General features: G+C 69.2%; 26 protein-coding genes, 1 tRNA gene and 3 pseudogenes. 16 read left to right on the top strand and 14 right to left on the bottom strand.

All coding sequences use genetic code 11. The features are described 5' to 3' along the window. Positions 1 to 84 precede the first annotated feature (84 nt). The 10 genes from AB8998_RS03385 (at position 85) to AB8998_RS03340 (ending at position 9,151) form a co-directional block, all read left to right on the top strand. The gene (locus tag AB8998_RS03385) at positions 85 to 723 is read left to right on the top strand and encodes a TetR family transcriptional regulator (protein WP_369736824.1); all 639 of its coding nucleotides are present in this window, start codon (positions 85 to 87) and stop codon (positions 721 to 723) included. After that, positions 720 to 1,946: a cytochrome P450 gene (locus tag AB8998_RS03380; RefSeq protein WP_369736823.1), complete on the top strand. Its 1,227-nt coding sequence runs from the start codon at positions 720 to 722 to the stop codon at positions 1,944 to 1,946. Before AB8998_RS03385 ends, AB8998_RS03380 begins: the two co-directional genes overlap by 4 nt. Positions 1,947 to 1,955: 9 nt before the next feature. Further along, entirely contained in the window at positions 1,956 to 2,783 is an 828-nt protein-coding gene (locus AB8998_RS03375; RefSeq protein ID WP_369736822.1) for an SDR family oxidoreductase, read from the top strand. After that, on the top strand, positions 2,780 to 4,135 hold the full coding sequence (locus tag AB8998_RS03370) for a cytochrome P450 (protein ID WP_369736821.1): 1,356 nt from the start codon (positions 2,780 to 2,782) through the stop codon (positions 4,133 to 4,135). Before AB8998_RS03375 ends, AB8998_RS03370 begins: the two co-directional genes overlap by 4 nt. A 9-nt stretch (positions 4,136 to 4,144) precedes the next feature. Beyond that, entirely contained in the window at positions 4,145 to 4,357 is a 213-nt protein-coding gene (locus AB8998_RS03365; RefSeq protein WP_369736820.1) for a ferredoxin, read from the top strand. A gap of 2 nt (positions 4,358 to 4,359) precedes the next feature. Further along, on the top strand, positions 4,360 to 4,905 hold the full coding sequence (locus AB8998_RS03360) for a nuclear transport factor 2-like protein (RefSeq protein ID WP_369736819.1): 546 nt from the start codon (positions 4,360 to 4,362) through the stop codon (positions 4,903 to 4,905). A 155-nt stretch (positions 4,906 to 5,060) separates the two neighbouring features. Beyond that, positions 5,061 to 6,188 (top strand): NDMA-dependent alcohol dehydrogenase, encoded by a 1,128-nt coding sequence (locus AB8998_RS03355; protein ID WP_369736818.1) that lies wholly within the window; start codon positions 5,061 to 5,063, stop codon positions 6,186 to 6,188. Positions 6,189 to 6,220: 32 nt separating this feature from the next. Further along, complete coding sequence (locus AB8998_RS03350) at positions 6,221 to 8,275, top strand: oxidoreductase (RefSeq protein WP_369736817.1); 2,055 nt, start codon at positions 6,221 to 6,223, stop codon at positions 8,273 to 8,275. Positions 8,276 to 8,289: 14 nt separating this feature from the next. Continuing rightward, positions 8,290 to 8,709: a ketosteroid isomerase family protein gene (locus AB8998_RS03345; RefSeq protein ID WP_369736816.1), complete on the top strand. Its 420-nt coding sequence runs from the start codon at positions 8,290 to 8,292 to the stop codon at positions 8,707 to 8,709. A 37-nt stretch (positions 8,710 to 8,746) separates the two neighbouring features. Further along, positions 8,747 to 9,151: an HIT family protein gene (locus tag AB8998_RS03340; protein ID WP_369736815.1), complete on the top strand. Its 405-nt coding sequence runs from the start codon at positions 8,747 to 8,749 to the stop codon at positions 9,149 to 9,151. Here AB8998_RS03340 and AB8998_RS03335 read toward each other — a convergent pair. Together AB8998_RS03335 and phoP are read right to left on the bottom strand one after the other, a co-directional pair. Next, positions 9,139 to 10,602 carry a sensor histidine kinase gene (locus AB8998_RS03335; RefSeq protein ID WP_369736814.1) on the bottom strand — a complete coding sequence of 488 codons (1,464 nt, stop codon included), beginning with the start codon at positions 10,600 to 10,602 and terminating at the stop codon, positions 9,139 to 9,141. The two genes, AB8998_RS03340 and AB8998_RS03335, sit on opposite strands and share 13 nt — an antisense overlap. 35 nt (positions 10,603 to 10,637) lie before the next feature. Then, entirely contained in the window at positions 10,638 to 11,357 is a 720-nt protein-coding gene (gene phoP / locus AB8998_RS03330) for a two-component system response regulator PhoP (protein ID WP_369736813.1), read from the bottom strand. Between the two features lie 158 nt (positions 11,358 to 11,515). Here phoP and AB8998_RS03325 point away from each other — a divergent pair, with 158 nt between their 5' ends. The 3 genes from AB8998_RS03325 to AB8998_RS03315 all read left to right on the top strand — a co-directional run bounded on the left by AB8998_RS03325 (position 11,516) and on the right by AB8998_RS03315 (position 13,266). Next, a complete protein-coding gene (locus tag AB8998_RS03325; RefSeq protein ID WP_369736812.1) occupies positions 11,516 to 12,244 on the top strand; it encodes a hypothetical protein in 729 nt (242 codons plus the stop codon). Positions 12,245 to 12,271: 27 nt separating this feature from the next. Beyond that, positions 12,272 to 12,343 (top strand) — tRNA-Thr (locus tag AB8998_RS03320). Positions 12,344 to 12,552: 209 nt separating this feature from the next. Next, on the top strand, positions 12,553 to 13,266 hold the full coding sequence (locus tag AB8998_RS03315) for a DUF4383 domain-containing protein (protein ID WP_369736811.1): 714 nt from the start codon (positions 12,553 to 12,555) through the stop codon (positions 13,264 to 13,266). Positions 13,267 to 13,300: 34 nt separating this feature from the next. Here the strand turns inward: AB8998_RS03315 and AB8998_RS03310 are convergent, their stop codons facing one another. The 8 genes from AB8998_RS03310 to AB8998_RS03275 form a co-directional block, all read right to left on the bottom strand. Then, the gene (locus tag AB8998_RS03310) at positions 13,301 to 14,722 is read right to left on the bottom strand and encodes a PE family protein (protein WP_369736810.1); all 1,422 of its coding nucleotides are present in this window, start codon (positions 14,720 to 14,722) and stop codon (positions 13,301 to 13,303) included. Positions 14,723 to 14,824: 102 nt separating this feature from the next. Then, a complete protein-coding gene (locus tag AB8998_RS03305; RefSeq protein ID WP_369736809.1) occupies positions 14,825 to 15,127 on the bottom strand; it encodes a CDGP domain-containing protein in 303 nt (100 codons plus the stop codon). Positions 15,128 to 15,234: 107 nt separating this feature from the next. Then, a complete protein-coding gene (locus AB8998_RS03300) occupies positions 15,235 to 16,749 on the bottom strand; it encodes a PE domain-containing protein (RefSeq protein WP_369736808.1) in 1,515 nt (504 codons plus the stop codon). 141 nt (positions 16,750 to 16,890) lie between these two features. Then, on the bottom strand, positions 16,891 to 18,021 hold the full coding sequence (locus AB8998_RS03295; protein ID WP_369736806.1) for a glycoside hydrolase 5 family protein: 1,131 nt from the start codon (positions 18,019 to 18,021) through the stop codon (positions 16,891 to 16,893). 187 nt (positions 18,022 to 18,208) lie between these two features. Next, positions 18,209 to 19,063 (bottom strand): MAP_0585 family protein, encoded by an 855-nt coding sequence (locus AB8998_RS03290; protein WP_369736805.1) that lies wholly within the window; start codon positions 19,061 to 19,063, stop codon positions 18,209 to 18,211. 55 nt (positions 19,064 to 19,118) lie between these two features. Then, positions 19,119 to 19,580 carry a lipoprotein LpqH gene (locus AB8998_RS03285; protein WP_369736804.1) on the bottom strand — a complete coding sequence of 154 codons (462 nt, stop codon included), beginning with the start codon at positions 19,578 to 19,580 and terminating at the stop codon, positions 19,119 to 19,121. A gap of 204 nt (positions 19,581 to 19,784) precedes the next feature. Beyond that, a complete protein-coding gene (locus tag AB8998_RS03280) occupies positions 19,785 to 20,186 on the bottom strand; it encodes a nitroreductase family deazaflavin-dependent oxidoreductase (RefSeq protein WP_369736803.1) in 402 nt (133 codons plus the stop codon). A 57-nt stretch (positions 20,187 to 20,243) separates the two neighbouring features. Continuing rightward, positions 20,244 to 21,155 carry an alpha/beta fold hydrolase gene (locus AB8998_RS03275; RefSeq protein WP_369736802.1) on the bottom strand — a complete coding sequence of 304 codons (912 nt, stop codon included), beginning with the start codon at positions 21,153 to 21,155 and terminating at the stop codon, positions 20,244 to 20,246. On the opposite strand from AB8998_RS03275, the pseudogene AB8998_RS31660 reads away from it, so the two are divergent. After that, positions 21,119 to 21,361: pseudogene (locus AB8998_RS31660) on the top strand (S-adenosylmethionine synthetase N-terminal domain-containing protein); the annotation flags it as partial. The gene AB8998_RS03275 and the pseudogene AB8998_RS31660 sit on opposite strands and share 37 nt — an antisense overlap. A gap of 171 nt (positions 21,362 to 21,532) precedes the next feature. Here the strand turns inward: AB8998_RS31660 and AB8998_RS03265 are convergent. From AB8998_RS03265 to AB8998_RS03255, 3 genes and pseudogenes are all read right to left on the bottom strand, one after another. Next, complete coding sequence (locus AB8998_RS03265; protein ID WP_369736801.1) at positions 21,533 to 21,832, bottom strand: hypothetical protein; 300 nt, start codon at positions 21,830 to 21,832, stop codon at positions 21,533 to 21,535. Between the two features lie 80 nt (positions 21,833 to 21,912). Beyond that, positions 21,913 to 22,312: pseudogene (locus tag AB8998_RS03260) on the bottom strand (SLAC1 family transporter); the annotation flags it as partial. Further along, positions 22,305 to 22,522, bottom strand: a pseudogene (locus tag AB8998_RS03255) (FAD-dependent oxidoreductase); the annotation flags it as partial. The pseudogenes AB8998_RS03255 and AB8998_RS03260, both read right to left, overlap by 8 nt. A gap of 234 nt (positions 22,523 to 22,756) precedes the next feature. On the opposite strand from AB8998_RS03255, the gene AB8998_RS03250 reads away from it, so the two are divergent. Together AB8998_RS03250 and AB8998_RS03245 are read left to right on the top strand one after the other, a co-directional pair. Beyond that, a complete protein-coding gene (locus AB8998_RS03250) occupies positions 22,757 to 23,152 on the top strand; it encodes an integrase (protein WP_369736800.1) in 396 nt (131 codons plus the stop codon). Positions 23,153 to 23,481: 329 nt separating this feature from the next. Next, a complete protein-coding gene (locus AB8998_RS03245) occupies positions 23,482 to 25,026 on the top strand; it encodes an LCP family protein (RefSeq protein WP_369736799.1) in 1,545 nt (514 codons plus the stop codon). A gap of 12 nt (positions 25,027 to 25,038) precedes the next feature. On the opposite strand, the gene AB8998_RS03240 is transcribed toward AB8998_RS03245, so the two are convergent. Beyond that, a complete protein-coding gene (locus AB8998_RS03240) occupies positions 25,039 to 25,830 on the bottom strand; it encodes an SDR family NAD(P)-dependent oxidoreductase (RefSeq protein WP_369736798.1) in 792 nt (263 codons plus the stop codon). Between the last annotated feature and the right edge of the window lie 18 nt (positions 25,831 to 25,848).

Below are 25,848 nucleotides of genomic sequence, written 5' to 3'. Positions count from 1 at the left end.
CGCGAACCGCATATACCCGCCGCTGGCCACCGTTTTTCACGCGCGACCTTGCCAGGTGCCGCGTCGATCCGTTAGCTTGGACAGGTGTCCAGCGATGCAGTGGTGGCGACGTCGTCTCAGGCCGGGCGGCACGCCGGTCAGGCGCCCCGAAATCGGCGCCAGGAGGAGACGTTTCGCAAGGTGCTGGCCGCCGGCATCGAAACCCTGCGCGAGACGTCCTACGCCGACCTGACGGTGCGCGCGGTGGCGGCGCGGGCCAAGGTCGCCCCGGCCACCGCGTACACCTACTTCTCCTCGAAGAACCACCTCATCGCCGAGGTCTATCTGGACCTGGTCCGGCAGGTCCCCTTCTTCACCGACGTCAACGACTCCATGGCCACCCGGGTGGACGGGGTGTTGCGCCACCTGGCGCTGGTGGTGGCCGACGAGCCGGAGGTCAGCGCCGCCTGCACGACGGCGTTGCTCAGCGGCGGCGGCGACCCGGCCGTGCGTGCCGCGCGCGACCGGATCGGCGCGGAGATCCACCGTCGCATCACGTCCGCCATGGGCCCCAACGCCGATCCCACCGCCGTGTCGGCGCTGGAGATGTCGTTCTTCGGTGCGCTGGTCCAGGCCGGCAGCGGCGAGTTCACCTATCGCGAGATCGCCGACCGGCTGGCCTACGTGGTGAAGCTGATCCTCACCGGCGCCGCAGAGACAAGCCAGGAGACAAACAGCGAATGACCGTTCATGTTGGGGACCACGAGTTGGTGCTCGATCCCTACGACTACGACTTCCACGAAGATCCGTACCCGTACTACCAGCGGCTGCGCGACGAGGCGCCGCTGTATCGCAACGAGGAACTGAAGTTCTGGGCGGTGTCGCGGCACAGCGACGTGCTGCAGGGCTTCCGCAACAGCACCACGCTGTCCAACAAGTACGGCGTCTCGCTGGACCCGGCGTCGCGCGGCCCACACGCGTCCAAGACGATGTCGTTCCTGGCGATGGACGATCCCGCCCACCTGCGGCTGCGCACCCTGGTGTCGAAAGGCTTCACCCCGCGCCGGATTCGCGAGCTCGAGCCCCGGGTCACCGAGATCGCGACCCGGCATCTGGACACCATGCTCGAAGCGGCCACGTCCGCACCCGCGGGCACCGTCGACTTCGTCGACGAGTTCGCCGGCAAGCTGCCGATGGACGTCATCTCCGAGCTGATGGGGGTCCCCGAACCCGACCGTGCCCGGGTCCGGGCCTGGGCCGACGGGGTGATGCACCGCGAGGAGGGCGTCACCGACGTCCCACCGGAGGCCGTCGAGGCCTCCCTCAACCTGATCGTCTACTACCAGGGGATGGTCGCCGAGCGACGCAAGAAGCCCACCGACGATCTGACCACCGCGCTGCTGGAGGCCGAGATCGGCGGGGATCGGCTCACCGACGACGAAGTCCTCGGCTTCATGTTCCTGATCGTGATCGCCGGCAACGAGACCACCACCAAACTGCTTGCCAATGCAGCTTTTTGGGGCCACAAAAACCCCGACCAGCTGACGCCGGTCTACACCGACCTGTCCAGGGTGCAGCTGTGGGTCGAGGAGACCCTGCGCTACGACACGTCCAGCCAGATCCTGGCCCGCACCGTCTCCGGCGAGCTCAACCTCTACGACACCACGCTGCCCGAGGGCGACGTCCTGCTGCTGCTGCCGGGGTCCGGGCACCGGGACGAGCGGGCCTTCGACAGGCCCGACGAGTACCTGATCGGGCGCGAAATCGGGCCCAAGTTGCTGAGTTTCGGCAGTGGGGCGCATTTCTGCCTGGGCGCGCACCTGGCCCGCATGGAGGCGCGGGTGGCGCTCACCGAGTGGTTCAAGCGAATCCGCGGCTACGAGGTCGACGAGGCCCACGCCGTCCGCGTGCACTCCAGCAATGTCCGCGGTTTCGCCCATCTGCCGATGACTCTCGAAACCAACTGAAGGCCGCACATGCCCCGCTTCGATCCCCTGCCCGACCGTCGACCGGCGATCGTGGCCGGCGCCTCCTCCGGCATCGGTGAGGCCACCGCCATCGAACTCGCGGCCCATGGATTCCCGGTCGCCCTGGGTGCGCGCCGCGTCGAGAAGCTGAACGACATCGTCGGCAAGATCAACGCCGACGGCGGCGAGGCGGTCGGTTTCCACCTGGACGTCACCGACCCCGGATCCGTGAAATCCTTTGTCGCACAGTCCGTCGAGGCGCTCGGGGACATCGAGGTGCTGGTGGCCGGCGCGGGCGACACCTACTTCGGCAAGCTCGCCGAGATCGCAGGCGACGAGTTCGAGTCCCAGCTGCAGATCCACCTGGTCGGCGCCTTCCGGTTGGCCTCGACCGTCCTTCCCGGCATGCTCGAGCGGCAGCGCGGCGACCTGATCTTCGTGGGCTCCGACGTGGCCCTGCGCCAGCGACCGCACATGGGCGCCTACGGCGCCGCCAAGGCCGCGCTGGTGGCGATGGTCACCAACTTCCAGATGGAACTCGAGGGCACCGGCGTGCGGGCCTCGATCGTGCACCCCGGCCCTACGAAGACGTCGATGGGCTGGAGCCTGCCGGCCGAGAAGATCGGTCCCGCGCTCGAGGACTGGGCCAAGTGGGGTCAGGCCCGCCACGACTACTTCCTGCGGGCGGCCGACCTGGCGCGCGCCATCACGTTCGTCGCCGAGACACCGCGCGGTGGCTTCATCGCGAACATGGAGCTTCAGCCCGAAGCGCCGTTGGCCGACAACAGGACTCGCCAGAAGCTGGCCCTGGGCGAAGAAGGGATGCCAGGACAATGACCACCACTGCGACTGTGCCGCGGGTTTCCGGCGGCGAAGAGGAACACGGCCACCTCGAGGAGTTCCGTACCGATCCGATCGGGCTGATGCGGCGCGTCCGCGACGAGTGCGGGGACGTCGGCTGGTTCCAGCTGGCCGACAAGCACGTCATCCTGCTCTCCGGCGCCGAAGCCAACGAGTTCTTCTTCCGCTCCGCCGACGAGGATCTCGACCAGGCCGAGGCCTATCCGTTCATGACGCCGATCTTCGGTAAGGGCGTCGTGTTCGACGCCAGCCCCGAGCGGCGCAAGGAGATGCTGCACAACTCCGCGCTGCGTGGTGAGCACATGAAGGGCCACGCCACCACCATCGAGCGCGAAGTGCACCGGATGATCGAGAACTGGGGCGACGAGGGCGAGATCGACCTGCTGGACTTCTTCGCCGAGCTGACCATCTACACCTCGACCGCATGCCTGATCGGCACGAAGTTTCGCAACCAGCTCGATTCCCGGTTCGCGCACTTCTACCACCAGCTCGAGCGCGGCACCGACCCGCTGTGCTACGTCGACCCGTACCTGCCGATCGAGAGCTTCCGGATCCGCGACGAGGCCCGGAAAGGGTTGGTGGCGCTGGTGCAGGACATCATGAACCAGCGAATCGCCAACCCGCCGGCGGACAAGAGCGACCGCGACATGCTCGACGTCCTGGTGTCGATCAAGGACGAGCACGGCAACGCGCGGTTCTCGGCCGACGAGGTCACCGGGATGTTCATCTCGCTGATGTTCGCCGGGCACCACACCAGTTCGGGCACCTCGGCGTGGACGCTCATCGAGCTGATGCGCCACCCCGACTCCTACGCGGCGGTGGTCACCGAACTCGACGAGCTCTACGCCGACGGGCAGGAGGTGAGTTTCCATGCGCTGCGCCAGATCCCGAAGCTGGAGAACGTCCTCAAGGAGACCCTGCGGCTGCACCCGCCGCTGATCATCCTGATGCGGGTGGCCCAGGGCGAGTTCGAGGTCGAGGGCTTCCCCATCCACAAGGGCGATTTCGTCGCGGCCTCGCCGGCGATCTCCAACCGGATCGCCGAGGACTTCCCGGACCCCGACGACTTCGTGCCGCAGCGTTACGAGGAACCGCGCCAGGAGGACCTGGTGAACCGGTGGACCTGGATTCCGTTCGGGGCCGGCAGACACCGCTGCGTGGGTGCGGCGTTCGCCCAGATGCAGATCAAGGCGATCTTTTCGGTGTTGCTGCGCGAGTACGAGTTCGACATGGCCCAGCCGCCCGAGAGCTATCGAAACGACCATTCGAAGATGGTGGTGCAGCTGGCCCGGCCGGCCAAGGTGCGCTACCACCGCCGCCGGAAATAGGAGCTGACCGTGGGTTTTCGAGTCGAGGCCGACCTGGATCTATGCCAGGGCCATGCGATGTGCGAGCTGGAGGCCCCGGACTACTTCCGGGTGCCCAAGCGCGGCAAGGTCGAGATTCTGGACGCCGAGCCCCCCGAGGCGGCCCGCAGGGAGATCGAGCAGGCCGTCATGGCGTGCCCCACCCAAGCACTGTTCATCAAAACGATCAAGGAGACTGATTGAAAATGTCCAAGCCGTCGCGCGCAGAGCTCGAGGCATGGGTCGACCGCTGGTTGCAGGCCAACAAGGCCTGCGAGAAGGCCGGCGACTGGCGGCCGTTGGCGGACTTCTACGCCGACGACGCCACCTACGGCTGGAACATCGGGCCCAAGGAGGACGTGATGTGCGTCGGCGTCGACGAGATCCGCGACATCGCCCTCGGTCTGGAGATGGAGGGCCTGGAGAACTGGGTCTACGAGTACCAGAAAGTCCTCATAGACGAGAAGCAGGGCGAGATCGTCGGCTTCTGGAAGCAGATCGTCAACAAGTCCGACGGCACCCAGGACGAGATCTACGGCATCGGCGGCAGTTGGTTCCGGCTCAACAGCGACAACCTCATCGAGTGGCAGCGTGACTTCTTCGACTTCGGTCACGTCGCGAAGATGTTCGCGGCGCTGATCGAATCCGGTGACCTGAGCACCGGCATGCAGAAGCGGATCGAGCGCAGCCTGGCCGGCGAGAAGCTGCCCGGCTACTACCCGCTGGGCCAAGGCCCGGTCCCGATTTGGTAGCACCCGGTGCCGATTGCCGCTCCCCCATGTTTACACCGCGGTGACGCACGTCATAATGTTCATCGAGAACGAGAACACGTTCTAAATTGCCGTCCGGCCCCGGTCGGTCCCTTTCGCCGAACACTCGGGTCAGGGCTTGCTAGTGGAGGTTGCTCATGAAAACAAAAGGCGCGCTGATCTGGGAGTTCAACCAGCCGTGGTCGATCGAGGAAATCGAGATCGGTGACCCGCAGAAAGATGAGGTCAAGATCCAGATGGAAGCGTCGGGCATGTGCCACTCCGACCACCACCTGGTGACCGGCGGCATCCCGATGGCGGGCTTCCCGGTGCTCGGCGGGCACGAGGGCGCCGGCATCGTCACCGAGGTCGGCCCGGGCGTCGAGGACCTCGCCCCCGGCGACCACGTCGTGCTGTCGTTCATCCCGTCCTGCGGCAAGTGCCCCACGTGCCAGGCGGGCATGCGCAACCTGTGCGACTTGGGCGGCGGCCTGCTCGGCGGCGCCGCCGTGTCCGACGGCACCTTCCGCATCCAGGCACGCGGCCAAAACGTCTATCCGATGACACTGCTGGGCACGTTCTCGCCGTACATGGTCGTGCACAAGGCCTCGGTGGTGAAGATCGACCCGTCGGTGCCGTTCGAGGTGGCCGCCCTGGTCGGCTGCGGCGTCACCACCGGCTATGGGTCCTCGGTCCGCACCGCCGACATCCGGCCCGGGCAGGACGTCGCCATCGTCGGCGTGGGCGGGGTAGGCATGGCCGCGCTGCAGGGTGCGGTCAACGCCGGCGCGCGCTACATCTTCGCGATCGACCCGGTGGAGTGGAAGCGCGACCAGGCCCTGAAGTTCGGCGCCACCCACGTCTACCCCGACATCGACGCCGCCATGGCGGGCATGGCCGAGGTCACCTACGGCCTGATGGCCCACAAGGTGGTGGTCACCGTCGGCGAGCTGCACGGCACCGACGTCGACAACTACCTGAACATCACCCAGAAGGGCGGCACCTGCGTGCTGACCGCGATCGGCAGCCTGCTGGACACCAACGTCAACCTGAACCTGGCGATGCTGACCCTGATGCAGAAGAACCTGCAGGGCACCATCTTCGGCGGCGGTAACCCGCAGTATGACATCCCGCAGCTGTTGTCGATGTACAAGGCCGGCAAGCTCAACCTCGACGACATGATCACCCGCCGGTACAAGCTGGAGCAGATCAACGACGGCTACCAGGACATGCTGGACGGCAAGAACATTCGCGGGGTCATCCGGTACACCGACGCAGACCGGTAAGAAGCCTCCCTGTTTCAGAGGGCCGGCTCCGGGTGGCGAGCTTCCCGTACCTGCTGGAACCTGGGCGCATCGGCGCCATGACGGTGCGCAACCGGGTGGTCATGTCTCCGATGGAGACGATGTACGGCACCCCGGACGGGCTGCCGTCGCAGCGCACGCGGGACTACTTCGCCGCCCGGGCCGCCGGCGGGGTGGGCCTGATCACGTTGGGCGCCACCGGGGTCGACCACCGGCACCCCGAGACGCCCGGCGGCCTGCACCTGGCCACCGACGACGCCGTGGCGGCGCACCGGGAGCTGGTGGCGGCGGTGCACGAGCACGGCGCGAAGATCCAGCCCCAGATCGTGCACGCCGGGCCCGACGGACTGGGCCCGGAGATCTTCGGTGTCGCCTCGGTAGGCCCGTCGGTGATCCCGTCGTACCTCACCGGGCGCCCGTCGGCCGAGATCAGCGCCGGGCAACTCCGCGAGGTGCTCGACCTGTTCAGGGCGGCGGTGCGCCGCGCCGCGGAAGCCGGGTATGACGGCATCGAGCTGCATGCCGCCCACGGCTACATGCTGCTGGGCTCTTTCCTTGCCCCGCAACGCAATCGGCGCACCGACGTCTACCGTGGCGACTCGGCACGCGGCCGGGTGCGGGTGGTGCTGGACGCCCTGGCCGCGATCCGCTCCGAGATCGGCGACGCCCTGCCGATCACGTTGCGCATCTCGGGCTACGAACGCGTCGCCGGTGGGCGGCCGATCTACGAAACCGCCCGCCTCGCACCGGAACTGGTGGCCGCCGGGGTGGACGCATTCCATGTCAGCGGCGGGGTGATCGACCGGCTCGTCACTCAGATGGTCAACGGCGCCGACGACGGCGACGCAGTAAACGTCGGCGCGGCGGCCGCGGTCAAACAGGTGGTCGACGTGCCGGTGATCGCGGTGGGCCGCATCCACGACCCGGTCCGGGCCGAGCGGATCCTGGCCGAGGGGCGCGCCGATTTCGTCGCGATGGGGCGTCCGCTGCTGGCCGACCCGGAGCTGCCGCGCAAGCTGCGCACCGGCCAGGCGCATCGGATCCGCAAGTGCATCTCATGCGAGAACTGCATCGACGCGCTGGAACAGCGGTTCTCGGTCGACTGCGCCGTCAACCCCCGCACCGGCAAGGAGCGCGAACTGGCCGCGCCCCGCACCGGCCGCACCAAACGGGTCGTGGTGATCGGCGGCGGGCCCGCCGGGCTGGAGGCCGCCCGCGTGGCCGCCGAACGCGGCCACCGCGTCACGCTGTTCGAGCGCGGCGGCCAGTTGGGCGGCGCGCTGCGCTGGGCGTCGGTCCTGCATCGGGAAAATCAGCCGTTCCTGGATTACCTGCGCACCGAGATCGAGTGCATTCCCGTCGAAGTCCATGTCCGGCATGATGTTTCGGCGCAGGACGTGATCGGGGCCGCGCCCGACGCGGTGGTGGTGGCCACCGGCGGCAAGGTCGCGGTGCCGCAACTGCCCGGCGCGGAACTGCCGCACGTGCACACCGGGCCAGGGCTGCGGGACTCCCTCGGGGGGCGGGCGGCGCCCACCGATCCGGTGTGGCAGCGGATCGGTGCGTCGCTGCTGGGCGGGCGGCGGCAGCGCCTGGTGCGTCCGGCCGCGGTCCGGCTGGCCAGCCGCGCCTGGATGCCGCTGGGCCGGCGCGTCGCCGTCATCGGCGGCGACCTGGTCGCCCTGGAGTTGGCGGAGTTTTTGGCGAGCCGCGGCCGGCTGGTGTCGATCCTGGAGGCCGGCAACGACATCGCCCCGGAGGTGGGCAACAAGCGCAAGACCGAGCACATGGACCGCCTCGACCGGTTGGGCGTCACCGTGCACGTGCGGGCGACCCCGCAGCGGATCACGCCGCGGGCGGTGGTATTCACCCCCGCCGGCGGTACCACGCGCGAGTTGGCGGCCGACAACGTCGTGCTGGCGGGGACGGTGCAACCCGACACCGGCCTGTTCGACGCCCTGGTCGCGGCCATGCCCGGCGCGCAGGTGCACGCCGCGGGTGACTGCACGGGCCTCGGCCTGATCCGCAAGGCCACCGACGAGGGCGCACGCGCCGCGTGCGCGATCTAGAGGCAGGAGAAAAGATGACCGAAACCGCAGTATCTCCGGCACTGGCCGCGTCGCAGTCGTCATGGCGCTGCGCGCAAGGTAAGGACCGGGACGGCTGGCTGGCGCTGATGACCGACGACGTGGTCATCGAGGACCCGATCGGCAAGTCGGTCACCAACCCCGACGGCAACGGTGTGCGCGGGAAGGCAGCCGTCGGCGAGTTCTTCGACAACAACATCGCCCAGAATCAGCTCACCATCACGTGCGAGGAAACCTTCCCGTCGAGCTCTCCCGACGAGATCGCACATATTCTGGTGCTGCAGAGCAAGTTCGAGGGCGGGATGACCAGCAAGGTGCGTGGGGTGTTCACCTACAAGGTGAATGAGGCGGGGCTGATCACCAACATGCGCGGCTACTGGAACCTCGACGTCATGGAGTTCGGCCAGGAGGACTGACCCAGGGTCGTCGGATCGCCGAACCTATGCTGGGCCCATGTCGTCGGTCTTCACCAAGATCATCAACCGAGAACTGCCCGGCCGTTTCGTCTACGAGCACGACGACGTCGTCGCGTTCCTGACGATCGAGCCGATGACCCAGGGCCATACGCTGGTGGTGCCGCGCGCCGAGATCGACCAGTGGCAGGACGTCGACGGCGCGGTCTTCGCCCGCGTCATGGCGGTGAGCCAGCTGATCGGCAGGGCCGTGTGCAAGGCGTTCAACACCGAGCGGGCCGGCGTGATCATCGCCGGGCTCGAAGTGCCGCATCTGCACGTTCACGTGTTCCCCACCCGCAGCCTGGGCGACTTCGGCTTCGCCCACGTCGACCGCAACCCGTCGCCGGAATCGCTGGACGAGGCGCAGGCCAAGATCAAGGCGGCCCTGGCTCAGCTGGCGTGAACCGGCTCCTCGGGCGCGGGCACGTCGCTCACCCGCGGCAGCGTGACGCGAAAGCAGCAGCCGTCACCGGGGGCGGTGGTCACGGTGACGGTGCCGCCGTGCGCGTGCACCAACGAATCGACGATAGAAAGCCCGAGGCCGGTGCCGCCGCTGGCCCGGGCACGTGAGGAGTCGGTGCGGTAGAAGCGCTCGAACACCCGCGCCGCGTCCTCGCGGCTCATGCCCGGCCCCTTGTCGGCCACCTCGATCACCGCGTCGTCGCCCTCGGTGCCGACCCGCACGATGACGTCGGCGCTGTCCGGGGTGTGCTGCAAGGCGTTCACCAGCAGGTTGCTCAGCACCTGGCGGATCCGGGCCTCGTCACCGACCACCTCCGGGGTGCCGGGACCGTCGAAGACCTCCATGCTGATCGTGCGCTTGGGACCCATGGCCTGCGCGTCGTGCACTGCGTCGCTGGCCAGCGCCAGCAGGTCCACCTGATGATTTTCCAGCGGGCGTTGGGCGTCCAGGCGGGCCAGCAGCAGCAGATCCTCGACGAGCAGGCCCATCCGGCTGGCTTCGCTTTCTATCCGCGCCAGCAGCATCGACACGTCGCGGGCGGCGCCCTGGCGATACAGCTCGGCGAAGCCGCGGATGGTGGTCAGCGGGGTGCGCAGCTCGTGGCTGGCGTCGGTGATGAACCGCCGCATCCGGTCCTCGGAGCTGCGCGCCTTCTCGGCCGAGGACTCCGAGGAGGCCAACGCCTCCTGGATCTGGGTGAGCATTCCGTTGAGCGCCAACGAGAGCTGGCCCACCTCGGTGCGGGGGTCGCGCTGCGGAATCCGGCGGTCGAGTTGGCCGCCCGCGATCGCCGCGGCGGTCTGTTCGACTTCGGACAGCGGCCGCAGGCTGCGCTGGACCACCGCGAAGCTGGCGATCCCGACGATGACGAGCACGCCCACCCCGATGCCGATCTGCAACCAGACCAGCGAACGCACCGTGTGCTGGACGTCGGAGAGGTCGATCGCGACGGTCGTTAGGCCGTGCGGGCCGCGCACCGAGACCGCGCGCCACTCGATGTCGGAGCCGTTGACCGAGGGCAGGGTGGTCGGGTCGGGGCCCACGTCGTTGTCGGGCGGCAGTGCCGGTTCGGCGTTGCGGTCGTTGATGGCGGTGAACGGCGTGCCGTCGGTGCCGATGCCGCGCACGTAGAACTTCGACGGGGGCCGGCCGGGGTCCGGGCTCTCGTAGGGCGGCGGTGACTGCCGGCGCGGGGCCAGCGCCCAGCCGCGGGATGCCTCGAGCAGCGTCTGGTCGATCCGGCTGACCAGCACGTGACGCAGGATCGAGGTGACCGCGACCCCCGAGACCAACAGGCCGCAGCCGACCAGGACGAGGGTGGCCGCGACCAGGCTCACCCGAAGGGGCACACCGCGTCGGAGCCGCTTGAGCGTGTCCGTGTTCTTGGCCACCACTCACCTACCTCGCCCGGCGGCCACTCGGGTGCTCAGCGGGGCTCACGCAGCACATAGCCCACACCGCGCAGGGTGTGCAAAAGCCGCTTGTCGCCGGTGTCGATCTTGCGGCGCAGGTACGACACGTAGGACTCGACGACGTTGACGTCGCCGCCGAAGTCATAGCGCCAGACGTGGTCGAGGATCTTGGGTTTGCTCAGAACCGTGCCCGCATTGATGACGAAGTAGCGCAGCAGGGTGAACTCCGTCGGCGACAGCGACACCGGCTGGCCGGCCTTCCACACCTCGTGGGTCTCTTCGTCGAGTTCGATGTCGGCGAACGTCAACCGGGCGTTGCGGGGTTCCGCTCCGCCCTTGCCGGCGCGCCGCAGGATGACCCGCAGCCGGGCGACCACCTCTTCCAGGCTGAACGGCTTGGTCACGTAGTCGTCACCGCCCAGGGTCAGGCCCGCGATCTTGTCCTGCAGGGAGTCGCGGGCCGTCAGGAACAGCGCCGGGGCGTCGATGCCGTCGGCGCGCAGCCGGCGCAGCACCCCGAACCCGTCCATCCCGGGCATCATCACGTCGAGGATGACCGCGTCCGGACGGGTTTCGCGCGCTCTATCGAGGGCCTGGGCCCCGTTGGTCGCGGTGTGCACCTCGAATCCCTGAAACTTCAGGCTGACGGAGAGCAGTTCGACGATGTTGGCCTCGTCGTCGACCACGAGGATGCGAGCCTCCGGTTTGGACTCGCTCGGGATAGCCGCTGTCATTGGGGCCTTCTGTCCTAACTTGAACATTGCCTTCACAGTAAGTGTGTACTTGCTGTGAGCCAGGTGGTAACAATCTGATAATAGCCTGCCAGCCATCATCGCACCGCCGTCGACCCGAACGTCGTTCATCGAGGTCGCGTCGCGAATAGACTCCAAGCATGAACCTCGTCAAAAGCGTCGTGTCCCTGGCGACCGCCCCCGCGCGGGCCGGCCTCGCCGCCGCGGAGGCGAGCTTGAACGTCGCCTCGGTGGCCGTCGGCGTGGCCAAGCGCGCGGTGGGGGACGGCGGGACCGGCGCCGGGGTGAACGGCGTGGCGTCCATGCTGGGGATCGACGACGCGATCGTGCGTGCCAACCGGCTGGCGCGGCTGATGGACGACGACGCCCCCCTGGGGCGTGCCGTGGCACCCGACGGGCCGCTGGACCGGCTGCTGCGCCCGGGCGGGGTTGTCGACCTGCTGACCTCGCAGGGCGGCCTGCTCGACCGGCTGACCGCCGACGGCGGCGGCCTGCAGCGCGCGTTGCAGCCTGGCGGGCTGGCCGACCAGTTGCTCGCCGAGGAAGGCCTGATCGAACGCGTGCTGTCCGAGGACGGGCTGGCCGATCGGCTGCTCGCCGATGGCGGACTGATCGACAAGCTGACCGCCAGGAACGGTCCGCTCGAACAGCTCGCCGACGTCGCCGACACCCTGGCCCGGCTGACGCCGGGGATGGAGGCGCTCGAGCCCGCGATCGAGACGCTGCAGGATGCGGTCGTCGCGCTGACCATGGTGGTCAACCCGCTGAGCAACATCGCCGAGCGCATCCCGCTGCCCGGCCGGCGCCTGCCGCGGCGCACGGTGACGCGCCCGGTGCGCTCCACGCGCATCATCGACACCAACGAGTGATTCGTTAGGCTGGCACCGGTTTCACCGGCCTCCTTAGCTCAGTGGTAGAGCACTCGCCTTGTAAGCGAGCGGTCGTCAGTTCAATCCTGACAGGGGGCTCCGCACACCGGCGGCTTTGCCCCGAGATGCCGCGCAGCGGTCCCCGGCCAGGTCGGCGCAGCTCGCCCGGTTGCCGGCCGGCCCGAGTAGCCCGGCCGGTATCGGGTAGCCGATATAGCGGAACTTGTTCGGGCTCAAAGCGGAGGTTGGGCGATGCCGGTGACGGCGGGGCCGGTGCGTGGCGTGACGTCGGATCTGCGGATGGTCAAATGGACCCGCGGCATTTCCGCAGCGGACGTTGGTGGGTGTTGGCCGAAGGCGTGCTGGTGGCCGCGTTGGGTGTCGCCGGGCTGGTCTCGGCGGCCCGGCATCCGCATGCCGGCCCCACAGGCGCCCCGGTTCTCGGCCTGGCGACGACTCCGGCGCACAGCGGGATGCTGCTGGCGTTCGGCGTGGTGGCTGTCGGGAGTGTCGGCAACCGTCGCGCGGCGGTAACGGTCACCGGGTTCAGCGCCGCGGCCTACACCATCTTGTTGTTCGTGGGAGCCGTCGCGGCCACGCACAGAACCCCGACGCCGTTGGGATTCCACGCCGCCGACGTCGTGCTGCACGGCGTGCTGGCGGTGGTCAACCTCGGGCTGCTGATGTGGCTGGCGCCCGACGCGCTGGCAGACCCGGTCTGGGTGCGGCGGCGTCGGGAAAGTGACCGTCGGCAACGCCCGTCGCCCGCCGGGGCGGTCAGCGGGTCGGCAGCGGACCCGGCGCCGAACCCGGAACCATCCCCCGCGGCGGCGGCGCGCAGCGGGGCGCACCCCGGCGACCCGCCGGCCGGCGCACCTGACCCTCTTCCTGGACCACAGGGCTACCAGTTCGGAGGCCCCACGCAGCCCGAGCGCCTGGCACTCGGCGGCATCGTCGCCGTGGTGGTCCTGGTTGCCGTAATCGGCATCTGGCTCCGACTCCGTCGCCGGCGCCGCCGGTAGTTCCCAGCGGGGGCCGTCCGTTCGCGGCGGTCGATTACGGCAACACAACCCCGGTGGCCGGGCCCAGGATGATCTGCTGGCCGCCGGGCGGCACGTAGCCGCCGGTGGTCCCGTACAGGCCGTAGTCCGGGTTGAGCGGGCCGTGCCCGGTGTAGATGTCGTTGATCCAGCCCGTGGACAGGGTGTACACGGCCTGGGTGTCGCCGCCCGGGGAGTACTGGGTGAACAGCTGCGAGATGAAGTCGATGACGGGTTTGTTGCCCAGCAGCGAGTCGACGTGCGAGCCGTTGAGCAGCTCGACCCCGACGAACTGATGCGGGTAAAGACTGGCCAGTTGATTCGTGGTGGCCCCATAGGCGTTCCACGCCTGGGGCTGCGCTGCCACCACATAGTCGGGGATGTTGAGCGTCTTGAGGTTGGCGATCGCGGACGCGAAGGCCGTGGAGCTGTTGGCGACCCCGTCGAACATCACGACACCGAGAAGGTGGTTGGCGGTGGTGTTCGTCCCGAGGTCGGCGACGTAGTCGCCCGCGGCGATCGTGGCGAGGCCGCCGCCGGCCGAATGCCCGGTGATCATGAAACTCTGCGGCAGGGTGCCGTGGTAACCGGCCTGGCTCGCGCTGAGGTTCAGCGCCGTCTCGTTGCCCAGGAACAACGATCCGACGGCCTGCTGCATCTGCGTGCCGCTCAGCCAGGCGCCGCCGGGCAACGGCAGCGACGACACGGTGGGGACGACCACGATGCTGTCGGTGCCGTACGCCAGCGCGGTGGCCAGGCTGCCGTACCAGCCGCCCGTCCCCAGGAAGCCGTGCTGCAGATAGATGACGCCGCGCGCATCGACCGTGCCGTTTGCCTGCGTCGGGAAGTACCAGCGCGCCGGGGCGTCATAGCCATGCGGCCCGACCCCGAGCTGCAGATAGGAGAACCCCTCCCTGACCCCGGTCACCAGGCCGGGGGTTCCCGTTCCCTGCGTCACACCGCTGCTGCTGGCACTGAGGGTGCCGTTGAAGAAGCCGGTGAGCAGCCTGCCCAGCAGACCGGGCCCGGTGGTCCCGGTGACGGCGGGCCCGACGGCATCTCTACCGAAGAGCGGTTGCCCCGTCAGATAGGTGAAGGGGGAGAAGAACCCTTGGTCGAAGAACTGCTGCTCCAACCCCTTGATCAGCAGCGACACATTGAGGATTTCGCCGTCGATGTATGCCGTCGCCGCCCCGCTCAACGCGCCGGCGAACTGGCCGTGAAACAGGACGGTCTGTGCGGTCAGTACGTGGAACTCCCGGGCGTAGCCGCCGAAAACGTTTGCGACGGCCACCGACACCTCGTCGCCGGCCGCGGCGACGATCGCCGTCGTCGAGGACGCCGCCGCCGCAGTGGCGGCCCGCAGCGACGAGCCGATGCCGGCCACTTCGGCCGCCGCCGACGCCAACACTTCGGGGGTCGCAAATAGGTAGGACAAGGGTGCCTCCCACCGGCCGTTCCCCCCGATGGCACCGAAATGGTACTGCGACCGGCCGAACCGTCCGGCGTCTTTGCGAAATTTTTCGCCGGCCGCGGCCGGTTACGGGTCGATGTGGTAGCGCGGCTGCCCGGCCGGTGTCACCGGCCACGGCTCGGCCGGATTGATCTCATAGCGGCGCGAAGTGTCCGGCTTCCAGCCCTGCAGCCGCGACTGGGCGTCGTACACCGGCCCCCCGAACGCGACCTGGCAGCGCTGCCAGGTGCCGTCGGCCCTGATCGGCCCGTCGCAATAGTGCGCGGACGGCTGGGCCTCGCAGCCCGCGGATGCCGGCACGGCGAAGCCGGCCCCGGTCGCGGCGAACGCCGCAACCCCCAGCGCGCTCAGCTGCAGATTCATCGTCATGGCCTCCGGCGGTGACACAGCGGTCGAACGCAGTTCCTGCGGTCTTACATAGCCACGCGTCACCCCCCGGCGAACATCCGCTGCCAAAACGCGCAACCCGCTGGCCGTCAGGGCAGCAGGCTGCTCAGAGCGCCCGGGCCGGGCACGCCGACGGCGTCGACGATGTCCTGGGTCACCGCACCGGGGAACTGCGTCACCGCCGCGCCGATCTGATCGGCACCGTTCCCGATCGCGTCGACGATGGTCGCCGGATCGCCGGTCGGCAGGGCCGCCACGACGTCGAAGGCCGCGAACTGCGGCGCCACCATGACGTTGCGCACGTCGACGAAGAGTTCGGTCGGCAACGACGCCGGCGGGACGGGCACCCCGTCCCAGCTGACCAGCGTCCAGCCGCTCTGGGGATCGCCCTGCATCACGACCATGCCCGTGTTGGCCAGCGGGTGGGTGAGCATGAGCAAGGGATCGGGGTTGTTGACGGTCATCAGCGTCCCGACCTCGATGGCGAATTCGCTGGAGTACGCGACGTCGGTGATCTGGCCGTTGGCGGCATGCACCGGATTGGCCATGGCCGTGGCGTACATCGTCTGCAGCGCGTTGGTGAAACCCTGATCGAAGACCACCCCGTTGAAGTCGATGGACCCCGGGGCCAGCATCGGCATGAGCGGCAACCCGAGCGTCCAGGCGAGCGGCCCGGGCAGGTACAGCAGACCGGCCGGGCTCAGCTGCGGCAAGCCGTCGAAGAGTCCGGCATTGACCTCGTTGAGACCGGGCAACACCTGCGGGGTCACCTGGAGCAGGGAAGCCAGCGGCGCCGCGGTCTCCTGGACCCTGGTCAACTGCGACTCGAAGATCCCTGCGTAGGGCCCCTGGCCCGCGAGCAGGTGCGCGACGGCCGTTGCCTCCTGCTGACCCAACTGGGTGAGCCCGGTCCCGGGCACACCGGTGTCGATCAGGTTCAGCGCGTTGCCGATCGACTGCCCGTGGCGCACGAAGTCGATGACGATCGGCTGCCCACCGCCGCCGGATGGCGCGACCACACCGGTTCCGGCGTTGCCGACGAACAACCCGCCGCGCCCGCCGGCCGCATCGATCGTGCCCGCGCCGCCGTCGCCGAACAACAGGCCGCCGGCGCCGCCGATGGGGGCTGCCGCCGTGCCCGCGGCACCGTTGCCGATCAGGGCGCGCCCGAGCAACAGGTCGATGGGCGCGTTGATAATCGGGTCCAGGACGCGGCCGGCCGGGCTGTCGATCCAGGCCTCGCCGACGGCGTGCGCCGGTCCGTAGACCAAGGCCTGGAAGCCGTCGGCGACCAATGACCGCACACCGCCGAGCAGCGTGCTGCCCGCCACCTCCGCATCGGCGTACGACGCCGCGGCGGCGTTCAGGGTGCCGACGAACTGCTCGTAGTACGCCGCGGCCTGCGCCGCCGCCGCCTGGTACTGGCGGGCGTGCGCGCCGAAGAGCGCCGCGGCCATCACCGATACCTCGTCGGCGCCCGCGGCCGCCATGCCCGTCGTCGGGACCGCGGCGGCCAGATTGCCGGCGCGCACCGCCGCACCGATCCGCGCCAGATCCGCCGCGGCCCCCTCCAGCATCTCCGGCGCCACAAGCACAGACGACATCGCTTCCCCCCAAGTCCGCGTGTACCTAGCCATGATGGGGTCGGGGCCGCAAGAAAACGCACGTTTCGACAAAATCGCGCGCACCGGGGGTTCGCGACCCCGTTACCGCGTCGACCGGCACCCGCAAGCTGCCGGCAACGCTTACGCCATGGGGGCGGCCAGAGCCTTGATCGTTTGAATCTCGGTGTCCTGGAAGGCCCGTCCGTTCGGGCCCAGCAGGTCGTGGAACCACACTTTCGGGACGGCCGGGTAGGGGTGGTCCCAGGAGTCCCAGGGGAAGTAGGTCTGGGTTTTGCCGGCGACCAGGCCCCAGTTGTAGGCGCCGACGTTGTGGCGTTTGGCCACCGGCAGGATGCCCTGGACGGTGCTGCCCTGGGTGCGGGCCATGTACTCGGTGCACAGGATCGGTCGCCCCTGCGGGGCGAGTTCGGCGATGCGGCTCTCAAAGGTTGCCGGCTCGGCGTAGGAGTGGAAGGTGATCACGTCGGAGTTGTCGAGCTGGATGCCGGCGATGGCGCTGCGGCGCCCGGGATCCGACCACTGCCCCTGCCAGACCCCACTCGTCAACGGCTGGCTGGGGTCGACCGTGCGTGCCCACCCGAACACCTGCGGGAGCAGCTCGGCGACACGCTCGAGTTTGTCTTTCCGCTCGACCGAGCGGTAGACGCGCGCGGGATTGTCGGGCTCGTTCCACAGGTCCCAGCCCAGGACGCGATCGTCGTTGCGGAACTGGCCCAGCACACCGGTGACGTAGTCGTACAACACCCGCGTGTAGCGACGGTCATCGAGCCGTTCGGCGCCCGGGCTCTGCACCCACCCGGAGTTGTGGATCCCGGGCCGGGGCGCGCGCTGCCGGCCCAGTCTGGGGTGCGGGTCCCAGCAGGAGTCGAACAACACGAACAGGGGTTTGATGTTGTGGCGCGCGGCGATGGCGACGAATTGCGCCAGCCGGCCCTGAAATCCGCGGGCGTCGGCCGCCCAGAGCTGGTCGTGCAGGAAGACCCGCACCGTGTTGAACCCGGCCGAGCGCGCCCAGCCCAGCTCGGTGTCGATGCGCCGCGGGTCATAGCTGCCCGGTTGGAACATCTCCAATTGGTTGATGGCATTCGACGGAATGAAGTTCGCCCCGACGAGCCAGCCCTGCGCCTGATACCACCGGTTGGCCCGGTCCGGTGACCATCGGCCAGCGTCCGCCGACGCGCGGGGCACCCGGATCACCGCCGTCCCTGCGGCCAGCAACAGCGGCAACTTCAGGACCTCTCGGCGGCGCACGATGGGCACCATAGAGTCATTAGGCGCCGTGTTCGGCCGTGCGTGCCGGATCGCGACGCTATGTCGGGGGAATCGTTATCTTTTCGTCACCTGGGGACGGCCGGGCCCCGCCCCGCGCGCTGGCCCCTCATCGAACCGCGACTTGGAAAGCGTTGCAAGCAAGTAACTTTCGCCGCTCCCCGCGGCGTCAGTAGAGCGGGATCCAGTCGCCGAAGAACCAGTAGCCCCAGCCCCCGAACTGGGAGTTGAAGACGGGAGTGACGGTGAAGGTGTTGTAGGCGAAGGGCCCGAAGTCACTGCGGGCGGCGGCCACGTCGCGCGGCGGCCCGCTCCACGGACGGTTCCAACCGCCCGGCGGCGGCGGACCGTTCCATCCACCCGGAGGCGGGGGGCCGCCCCAGTTGGGTGGCGGGTGGCCGGGAGCCGGTCCGTCGTTCCAGCCATACCCTCGCGGCGGTGGCGGTGGCGGCGCCCCGTGATCCGGCACGCTGAAACCCTGGGGCGCATCCCTGGGCCCGCCCACTTGCTCGTTCGGCCGGACGTAGGCGCCGCGCGGACGGTAAGCCGGATGGGGAGGCTGGGTGCTCGGCGCTTGGAGGGCCGGAGCGGGCTGCCAGCCTCCCGGCGGCGGCTGCTGACCGGGCGGCCCACCCGGAGCCTGCACACCTGGCGGGGGCGGAGGCGGAGCCTGCTGACCGGGCGGCCCACCCGGAGCCTGCACACCCGGCGGGGGCGGAGGCGGAGCCTGCTGACCGGGCGGCCCACCCGGAGCCTGCACACCCGGCGGGGGCGGAGGCGGAGCCTGCTGACCGGGCGGCCCACCCGGAGCCTGCACACCCGGCGGCCCGCCCGGTGGCGGGTTCTGCGGAGCCGGCGCCCCGGCGCCCGGCCCCTGGCCGCCCGGACGACCGCCCCCCTGGCAGTTCGGGCACGGCGGTGGGGGCGGGTCCTGCGGCGCGGCCTGGGCGAGCCCAGAGGCCAGCGATATTGCCGAGATGCCGACGCCCGTCGCGACCGCCGCCGCGCCGGCCACACGCTTCATAGACATACCTGCGTCCCCTCTGGGGCTTGGGCCCCGACCGTGCTGGTGGCCTGCGCTACGGGCAGGACACGTCCATCTCGAACGGCTTGGTCACCGGCTTCGGGTGCTGTGGGTTGCTCATGTCGACGCCCGTGGCAGTACCCTTGATGGCGTACGACTTGCCGTTGACGGCGGCCCCCGCGTTGCCCGCCTGGTTCGGCGCGGCATCGGAGAAGCCGAGCGTGACGCCGTTGACGCTGCCCAGGCCGACCGAGTGGACGATCGGCGGATTGCCGTTGCTGACCACCGCGCCAACCCCGTCGGAGGCGTCGCCGATGCCGATGTTGACGTTGGCGCCCGACGGGGTGCACGAGACCTGTCCGCTGACGTTCTGCTTCTGACCGCCGACGACGACCTGGGTGCCCGGCGCCGCCGCCGGGCTCGACGCGCCACTGGTGGACTTGTTGCTCGAGCAGCCGGTGCAGGCCGCGACCACCATGACCACTCCGGTTACCCCGATCGCGATCCCACGCTTCACTACCGCTCTCCTTCGTGTCGCTGCCCCGCCGCCCGGTCACGGGTGTCCTGACCGCTCCCGCGGATACCCCGTACCAGTGGCTGCGAAACGACAGGCGCCCGCGGCTGCGCTCTGCGCTACCGCGCACCCGGGGGCGCGAATTGATGCCCTGGGGCCCAGCCGTTTCCAATGACAGCACGGCACGGCCAGCCGGGCCCCAAGCGTTCACGCCCGGGGCGCCGCGACGGGTTCGCGCTCGAGCTTGAGAAAGTTCTTGATCCCGAAGCGGGCGAACTCGCGTCGTCGCCGTGGCGACAGCTGCCCGGCTGCCGTCGCGGCGTCGATGATCTCCGGCCCGACGGCGCCGGATGTTTCGCCGTGGACCCGCACGGTGGCCCGCCCGGCAGCCAGCACGTTGCGCAGCCAGTCCACTTTCGTGCCGTACGGCAGCGGAATGATGAAGCCGTCGCCGACCCGCTCCACCACCACCGGCGTACTGTACGTCTTCCCCGAGCGGCGCCCCGTGTGTTCGATTACCCCTGCATACCAATACTTCTGGCCGGCGACCAGCTTCATCACCGGGTTCAGCACGTGTTTGTTGAACACGCGCACCCGGTCAAGGACCATCTGCCGCTCCTTGAGTCGAGAGCCTGGAGCCACGGTAAGACGCCCGCCGCAGAGGCCCTAGGGTCTTTGGACACCACCGCCGCCGACGTGGCGGCCGAGGAAATCCAACACCGCCCCGGCGAAGACGTCGTTGCGATCCCCGGCAACCATGTGCCCCGCACCGCGCACGTCGGCGAACTCGACCTGCGGGAATCGCGCGAGGAATTCGTCGGCCCGCTCCTGGCTGACGAGGTCGCTCACCTGGCCGCGGACCAGAAGCATCGGCACGCCGCCTGCCAGGATCGTGTCAACGGCCGCGTGCATGCGGTCGACCTCGGTGACCTCGAACGGGGGCAATGCGGCGATGCCGTTGATGAACTGGGGATCCCAGTGCCAGTACCAGCGGTCACCGCGGCGACGCAGGTTGGTGGTCAGCCCTTGCAGATCGGTGGGTCTGGGCCGGTGTGGGTTGTACTCGGCGATCGCGTCGGCGACCTCTTCCAGGGAGCCGAATCCCGATTCCATCCGGTCGGACATGAAGGCATGGATCCGATTGGCCCCGGACTGCTCCATGTTCGGCACGATGTCGACGAGCACGACCGCGCTGGCGATGCCCGGCGCGAGCTCTCCCGCCAGCAGCATCGAGGTGAACCCGCCAAGGGAGGCCCCCACCAGCACCGGTTTCGGGGGCAATTCCCGCAGCACTTCCCGCACGTCGCGGGCGAAGCTGATGACGCGATAGTCGCCCTCGCCGGACCAGTCGGACTCCCCATGGCCGCGCAGGTCGACCGTGACGGCCTGCCAGCCGCGTTCGGCGACGGCGGCGGCCGCCTTGCCCCACGATCGGCGGGTCTGTCCGCCGCCGTGCAAGAACACCACGGCGCGCGCCGCCGGATCCCCCAGCCGGTCGCAGGCGATGCACACACCGCCCGGCGCGCGCGTCGTGAACGGTTCTGGCGCCCGCACAGCTCCGGTCCGATCAGCGGCCATCAGGAGATACTAATTCGCAGTCACGATTCCGAGTCGGAGCAGCCACCCATGCCACCCACGCGAATGCATCCGCCGAACATGCTCTTCACGTCGGAGTCGTCACCGAGGGGCATCCCGACAAGTTCTGCGACCAAGTCTCCGATGCGGTATTGGACGCCTGCTTGACGCACGACCCCGAATCCAGGGTGGCCTGTGAGGCCTATGTGACGCTGGGCGTGATGACGCCGCCTACCCGCCGGTCCCCGGTCCTCAAACCACTTCCGGCGCCGGAACAACGGGACGGCGAGCCCGGTCCTGGGCGCGCGTTCGTTCCTGGCCGCGGTCGACCGCAACGCCACCCAGGGCCCGCTGACCACCCGCCCGGTGCCGTAGCGGCGTCAGTGCTCGTCGTAGTGCCCGCCGTGCGCCGCGTGCCGGCAACCGTCGTGCACGTAGTCGACGTGGTCGCCGTGGGGCACCGCGACGTGGCCACACCCGTCACCGTGGACGTGGTCGTGATGTTCGTGCACGATGTGGCCGGACACCTCACACTCGTCGTAGTGGTCCCCGTGGTGCCGGTGGAGGTGACCCTCGTGGACGTAGTCGACGTGATCCCCGTGCGGGATCGCGACGTGGCCGCACCCCTCGCCGTGCACGTGCTGGTGTCCGGCGTGGGTGTGGTGGGTTGCGCTGGTCATCGCCTGTCACCGCCGTCCTCGAAGCTGTTGGTGCACGCCGCACTTTAGCCGGTCCGGGCAGCACCGGATATGGCCTTAAGTCACCTGTTGCTTGCCCGCCCGGACCGGCGCAGCGCTCTGCGGCGCCTGCCACAGATTGCCGCCCAGGTGAAGAGCAGGCCGGCATAGGCGATAGCCGCGGCGACCGTGAAGACGGGCAGATGCGTGTGCGCGGCGAGCTGGGACGTGCCCGTTGACGAAGGTTCCGACCGGGAAGGCCAGGCTCCACCACGTCAGGGCGAACGGCATGCCGTGCCGCAGCGGGCGCACCGTCAGCGCGGCGGCCAGCGCGATCCACAACACCGCGAATCCCCACACCGGGACCCCGTAGAGGACCGCGAACGCATCGACGGCGGCGGAGATGCGGTGATCGACGGCCAGGCCGGCGACGGTACCCAGAAACCCTGCTGCCGTGATGGATTGGCCGATGGACATAAGCACGTAGCAACAGCGGCACGTAGCCGGGATCCTCGAAATAGGCCTGACGGATGATCCACGACCCGCCGTGGCTCGAGCCCCGGCCATGGGCGCGCTGGTGGCGCTCCAGGCCGAGCACGCGGCGCCCGCGGGCGGCGAGATGGCAGGCGGCGGCGCTGCCCATGCCCCCAGACCGATCACGATGACGTCGTAACGCGATGCGGCGCCGGTCATCCCAGCTACCTCCATATCCAGCCCGGCCGGTTGCGGCGTAGCGTCGAATCGCCGGTGCGGTTTGCGCACTCCAGTGTCGCATCCTTTGTGAGCGGGATGCTGGATGCGCCCAGCGGGCCGCACCATTACCATGGGGTCACACCGCCGGGCGCCGCTACACGGAGATTCCAGTTTCGCTGCGCCCGAACGCAGTTCACGCGCGATGTTCGAGCTCCTGGAGGGAACATGCACCACATGGGACACCACCTCGCCCGAGGCGTGCGCATCGCCGCCGGCCCGGCTCTGGGCGTGGCTGCGCTGCTGGGCTTTGCCGCACCCGCACCCGTCGCGCTGGCCGATGTGCGCCAAAGTGCCTGCGGCACAACCGCCCCGTGTCCGCTGGGCCCGGCCCCGGACGGCGGGGACCAAGGCACCGCCGAGCGGCAGATCATGAACGGCTACGTCGACAACGAGAAGGGGTGCAAGCCGGACGCGTCGCCCAATCCGCAGTCCGTCGCCTGGGACCCGCCGGGCTTCCAGCCGAACGTCGGGGGTTCGGGTAAGGTCACCGACGCCGATCCGCGCCTGGGCGGGCAGTTTCGCGCCGACTGGGTGAACGGCCACTGGCACATCGAGTACCCGCACTGCTGACCTGCCGGCGTGTTACGGCCCATCGGGTCGGGGCCGCCGGCAGCGCCGGACCCGGTGTCTCGGCCCGGTAACGGACAGGCGCCGATCTCGTGGATAGCGTGGCCGCCGTGAGACTTTCCGGAGATGTGCGCGGCGAAACCTGCTGGTAGCGTAGTTGCGGCGGTTGCGAAGGCCGCCGATCCGCCAGGGGAAGCCCCGTACCGTCGCGACGTTCTGCTTTGGGGCTTCGCAGCAAGCTACCGCATACTGGGAGCCGTGCCAGAAGTGACCTCACCGCAAATCGCCGACGCGGTGCCGGGCGGTGCCCCGGCCACGGTTCGGGGTCGCTGATGGCGCGCTCGGGCGCTCACCACCGTCACCGGGCGGTCAAACAGCCGTCAGCGCTGCGCAAGGCGCTGACGCGTGGCTTGATGACCCTGGTCTCGGTGGCCGCGGTGACGCTGACCGGCGCGGGATACTACGTCGCCCACGGCGCGCTGGGCGGCATCACCGTTTCACAGGCGCTCAGCCCGGAAGATCCGCATTCCAGCGGCGACAGCATGAACATCCTGCTCATCGGGCTGGACTCGCGCAAAGACCAGGACGGCAACGACCTGCCCTGGTCGATCCTGAAGCATCTGCACGCGGGTGATTCCGACGACGGCGGCTACAACACCAACACGCTGATACTGGTGCACGTCGGCGCCGACCACAAAGTCGTCGCCTTCTCGATCCCCCGCGACGACTGGGTGCGGTTCAACGGGGTTCCCGGCTACAACCACATCAAGATCAAAGAGGCGTACGGGCTGACCAAGCAATACGTCGCGCAGAAGCTGGCCAACCAGGGCGTGAGCAGCCAGAAGGAACTCGAGACCAAGGGTCGGGAAGCGGGCCGGGCGGCGACCTTGCGCGCCGTGCGAAACCTGACCGGTGTTCCCATCGACTATTTCGCCGAGGTCAACCTGGCCGGCTTCTACGACTTGACGAAGGCGCTGGGCGGTGTCCAGGTGTGCCTCAAGCACGCGGTCTACGACTCGTATTCCGGTGCCGACTTCCCCGCCGGGCCCCAGACACTGGACGCCGCCCAGGCGCTGGCGTTCGTCAGGCAACGTCACGGCCTGGAAAACGGTGACCTGGATCGCACCCACCGCCAGCAGGCGTTCCTGTCGTCGGTCATGCACGAACTGCAGGAGTCGGGCACCTTCACCAACCTGGACAAGCTCAAGAGCCTGATGGCGGTGGCGCGCAAAGACGTCGTCCTGTCGGCCGGCTGGAACGAGGAGCTGATCCAACGTCTGGGAGAGCTGGCCGGCGGTAACGTCGAATTCCGGACCCTGCCCGTGGTGCGCTACGACAACATCGACGGCCTGGACGTCAACATCGTTGATCCGGCGGCGATCAAGGCCGAGGTGGCCCGTGCGATCGGCGTCGCCCCGCCGACGACCCCGACCACCACGACCACAGCCAAACCCAGCCCCGACACCGTCGTCGACGTGATCAACTCGGGCAGCATCAGCGGCCTGGCCACAGAGGTCTCCCACGCACTGAAGAAGCAGGGCTACACCGCGGGCCAGGTCCGCGACCGCGAGTCCGGCGAGCCGACCACCACGACGCTCGACTACGGTGTCGGCGCGCAGACCGATGCGCGCAACGTGGCCACCCTGCTCGGCCTGGACGCGCCGAAGAACCCCGATCCCTACCTCAAGCCCGGACACATCCGCGTGACCCTGGACACCAATTTCTCGCTGCCGGCCCAGGACGAAACCACCGACGACAGCACGACCACGACGACGTCCGGCAAGGCCAGTTCGTACGGATACTGGAGCACCAGCACCTACCCCTCGCCCGATCCCGGCAAGCCCATCGACGGCGGCGGGGTGCCCTGCGTCAACTGAGCGCGGCTTCGCTCAGGCGTGGGTGCCGCCGTCGATCCGGATCTCGGTGCCCGTGATGAACGCCCCGTCCTCGGAAACCAGCATGGCGATGACCCCGGCGACAACCGCGGGATCGGCCATGCCCGTACCGCTGGACTCCACCGTGGTGGGCAGGATCGGCATCAGCCTGGAGAACAGCGACCAGTCGGCGTCCTGCGGGATGTACCCGCCGGTGGCATCGGTGATCCCCGATTTGATGCTGCCCGGCGCCACGCACACCGCGCGCAGGCCCTTGCGCGCGTATTCCAGCGCCAGCGAGTGCGTGAAGGCCTGAATCCCGCCCTTGCTGGCCGCGTAGGCCGCCATGTACGGGTGGGCGAACGCCGCCGAGGTGGAGCTGAAGTTCACGATCGCGCTGCGCGGGTTGGCCAGCAGCGCCGGCAGCGCCTCGCGGACCACCAGGAAAGTGCCGGTCAGGTTGACACCGACGATCTTGTTCCACAACTCCAGGGTGGTGTCGTGGGTGTGCGCGGCGCGCAGCATGCCGGCGGCGTTGACGAGCGAATCGAGGCCACCCAGCGCATCCACGGCCCCGCGCACGCCGGCGGTCACCGAGCCCTCGTCGGCGACGTCCATCTCGCACGGCACGAACCGCTCGGCGGTGCCGTCCTGGGCCGCCCGGGCCCGCGTAGCGTCCAGGCCGTCGGCGGCGATGTCGGCGGCCACCACCGCGGCACCCTCGTCCAGCAGCCGCAGCGCGGTTGCCTGGCCGATCCCCGACCCCGCTCCCGTCACCAGGATGCGTTTGCCCTCGAGTCGCTTCATCTGCCGCTCCCGTTGTCT

The organism is Mycobacterium sp. HUMS_12744610, from assembly GCF_041206865.1.
Lineage (GTDB): Bacteria > Actinomycetota > Actinomycetes > Mycobacteriales > Mycobacteriaceae > Mycobacterium > Mycobacterium servetii.
Note: the sequence above shows the minus strand (reverse complement) of the source record. Positions and strands in the feature narration are given on the sequence as shown.

What these genes read in the sequence shown, in the direction of transcription:
- AB8998_RS03380 (WP_369736823.1), top strand. Translation starts at nt 720, where the DNA reads ATGACCGTTCATGTTGGGGACCACGAGTTGGTGCTCGATCCCTACGAC.
- AB8998_RS03375 (WP_369736822.1), top strand. Translation starts at nt 1,956, where the DNA reads ATGCCCCGCTTCGATCCCCTGCCCGACCGTCGACCGGCGATCGTGGCC.
- AB8998_RS03370 (WP_369736821.1), top strand. Translation starts at nt 2,780, where the DNA reads ATGACCACCACTGCGACTGTGCCGCGGGTTTCCGGCGGCGAAGAGGAA.
- AB8998_RS03360 (WP_369736819.1), top strand. Translation starts at nt 4,360, where the DNA reads ATGTCCAAGCCGTCGCGCGCAGAGCTCGAGGCATGGGTCGACCGCTGG.
- AB8998_RS03355 (WP_369736818.1), top strand. Translation starts at nt 5,061, where the DNA reads ATGAAAACAAAAGGCGCGCTGATCTGGGAGTTCAACCAGCCGTGGTCG.
- AB8998_RS03345 (WP_369736816.1), top strand. Translation starts at nt 8,290, where the DNA reads ATGACCGAAACCGCAGTATCTCCGGCACTGGCCGCGTCGCAGTCGTCA.
- AB8998_RS03340 (WP_369736815.1), top strand. Translation starts at nt 8,747, where the DNA reads ATGTCGTCGGTCTTCACCAAGATCATCAACCGAGAACTGCCCGGCCGT.
- phoP (WP_369736813.1), bottom strand. Translation starts at nt 11,357, where the DNA reads ATGACAGCGGCTATCCCGAGCGAGTCCAAACCGGAGGCTCGCATCCTC.
- AB8998_RS03325 (WP_369736812.1), top strand. Translation starts at nt 11,516, where the DNA reads ATGAACCTCGTCAAAAGCGTCGTGTCCCTGGCGACCGCCCCCGCGCGG.
- AB8998_RS03315 (WP_369736811.1), top strand. Translation starts at nt 12,553, where the DNA reads ATGGACCCGCGGCATTTCCGCAGCGGACGTTGGTGGGTGTTGGCCGAA.
- AB8998_RS03305 (WP_369736809.1), bottom strand. Translation starts at nt 15,127, where the DNA reads ATGACGATGAATCTGCAGCTGAGCGCGCTGGGGGTTGCGGCGTTCGCC.
- AB8998_RS03300 (WP_369736808.1), bottom strand. Translation starts at nt 16,749, where the DNA reads ATGTCGTCTGTGCTTGTGGCGCCGGAGATGCTGGAGGGGGCCGCGGCG.
- AB8998_RS03290 (WP_369736805.1), bottom strand. Translation starts at nt 19,063, where the DNA reads ATGAAGCGTGTGGCCGGCGCGGCGGCGGTCGCGACGGGCGTCGGCATC.
- AB8998_RS03280 (WP_369736803.1), bottom strand. Translation starts at nt 20,186, where the DNA reads ATGGTCCTTGACCGGGTGCGCGTGTTCAACAAACACGTGCTGAACCCG.
- AB8998_RS03275 (WP_369736802.1), bottom strand. Translation starts at nt 21,155, where the DNA reads ATGGCCGCTGATCGGACCGGAGCTGTGCGGGCGCCAGAACCGTTCACG.
- AB8998_RS03265 (WP_369736801.1), bottom strand. Translation starts at nt 21,832, where the DNA reads ATGACCAGCGCAACCCACCACACCCACGCCGGACACCAGCACGTGCAC.
- AB8998_RS03250 (WP_369736800.1), top strand. Translation starts at nt 22,757, where the DNA reads ATGGGACACCACCTCGCCCGAGGCGTGCGCATCGCCGCCGGCCCGGCT.
- AB8998_RS03245 (WP_369736799.1), top strand. Translation starts at nt 23,482, where the DNA reads ATGGCGCGCTCGGGCGCTCACCACCGTCACCGGGCGGTCAAACAGCCG.
- AB8998_RS03240 (WP_369736798.1), bottom strand. Translation starts at nt 25,830, where the DNA reads ATGAAGCGACTCGAGGGCAAACGCATCCTGGTGACGGGAGCGGGGTCG.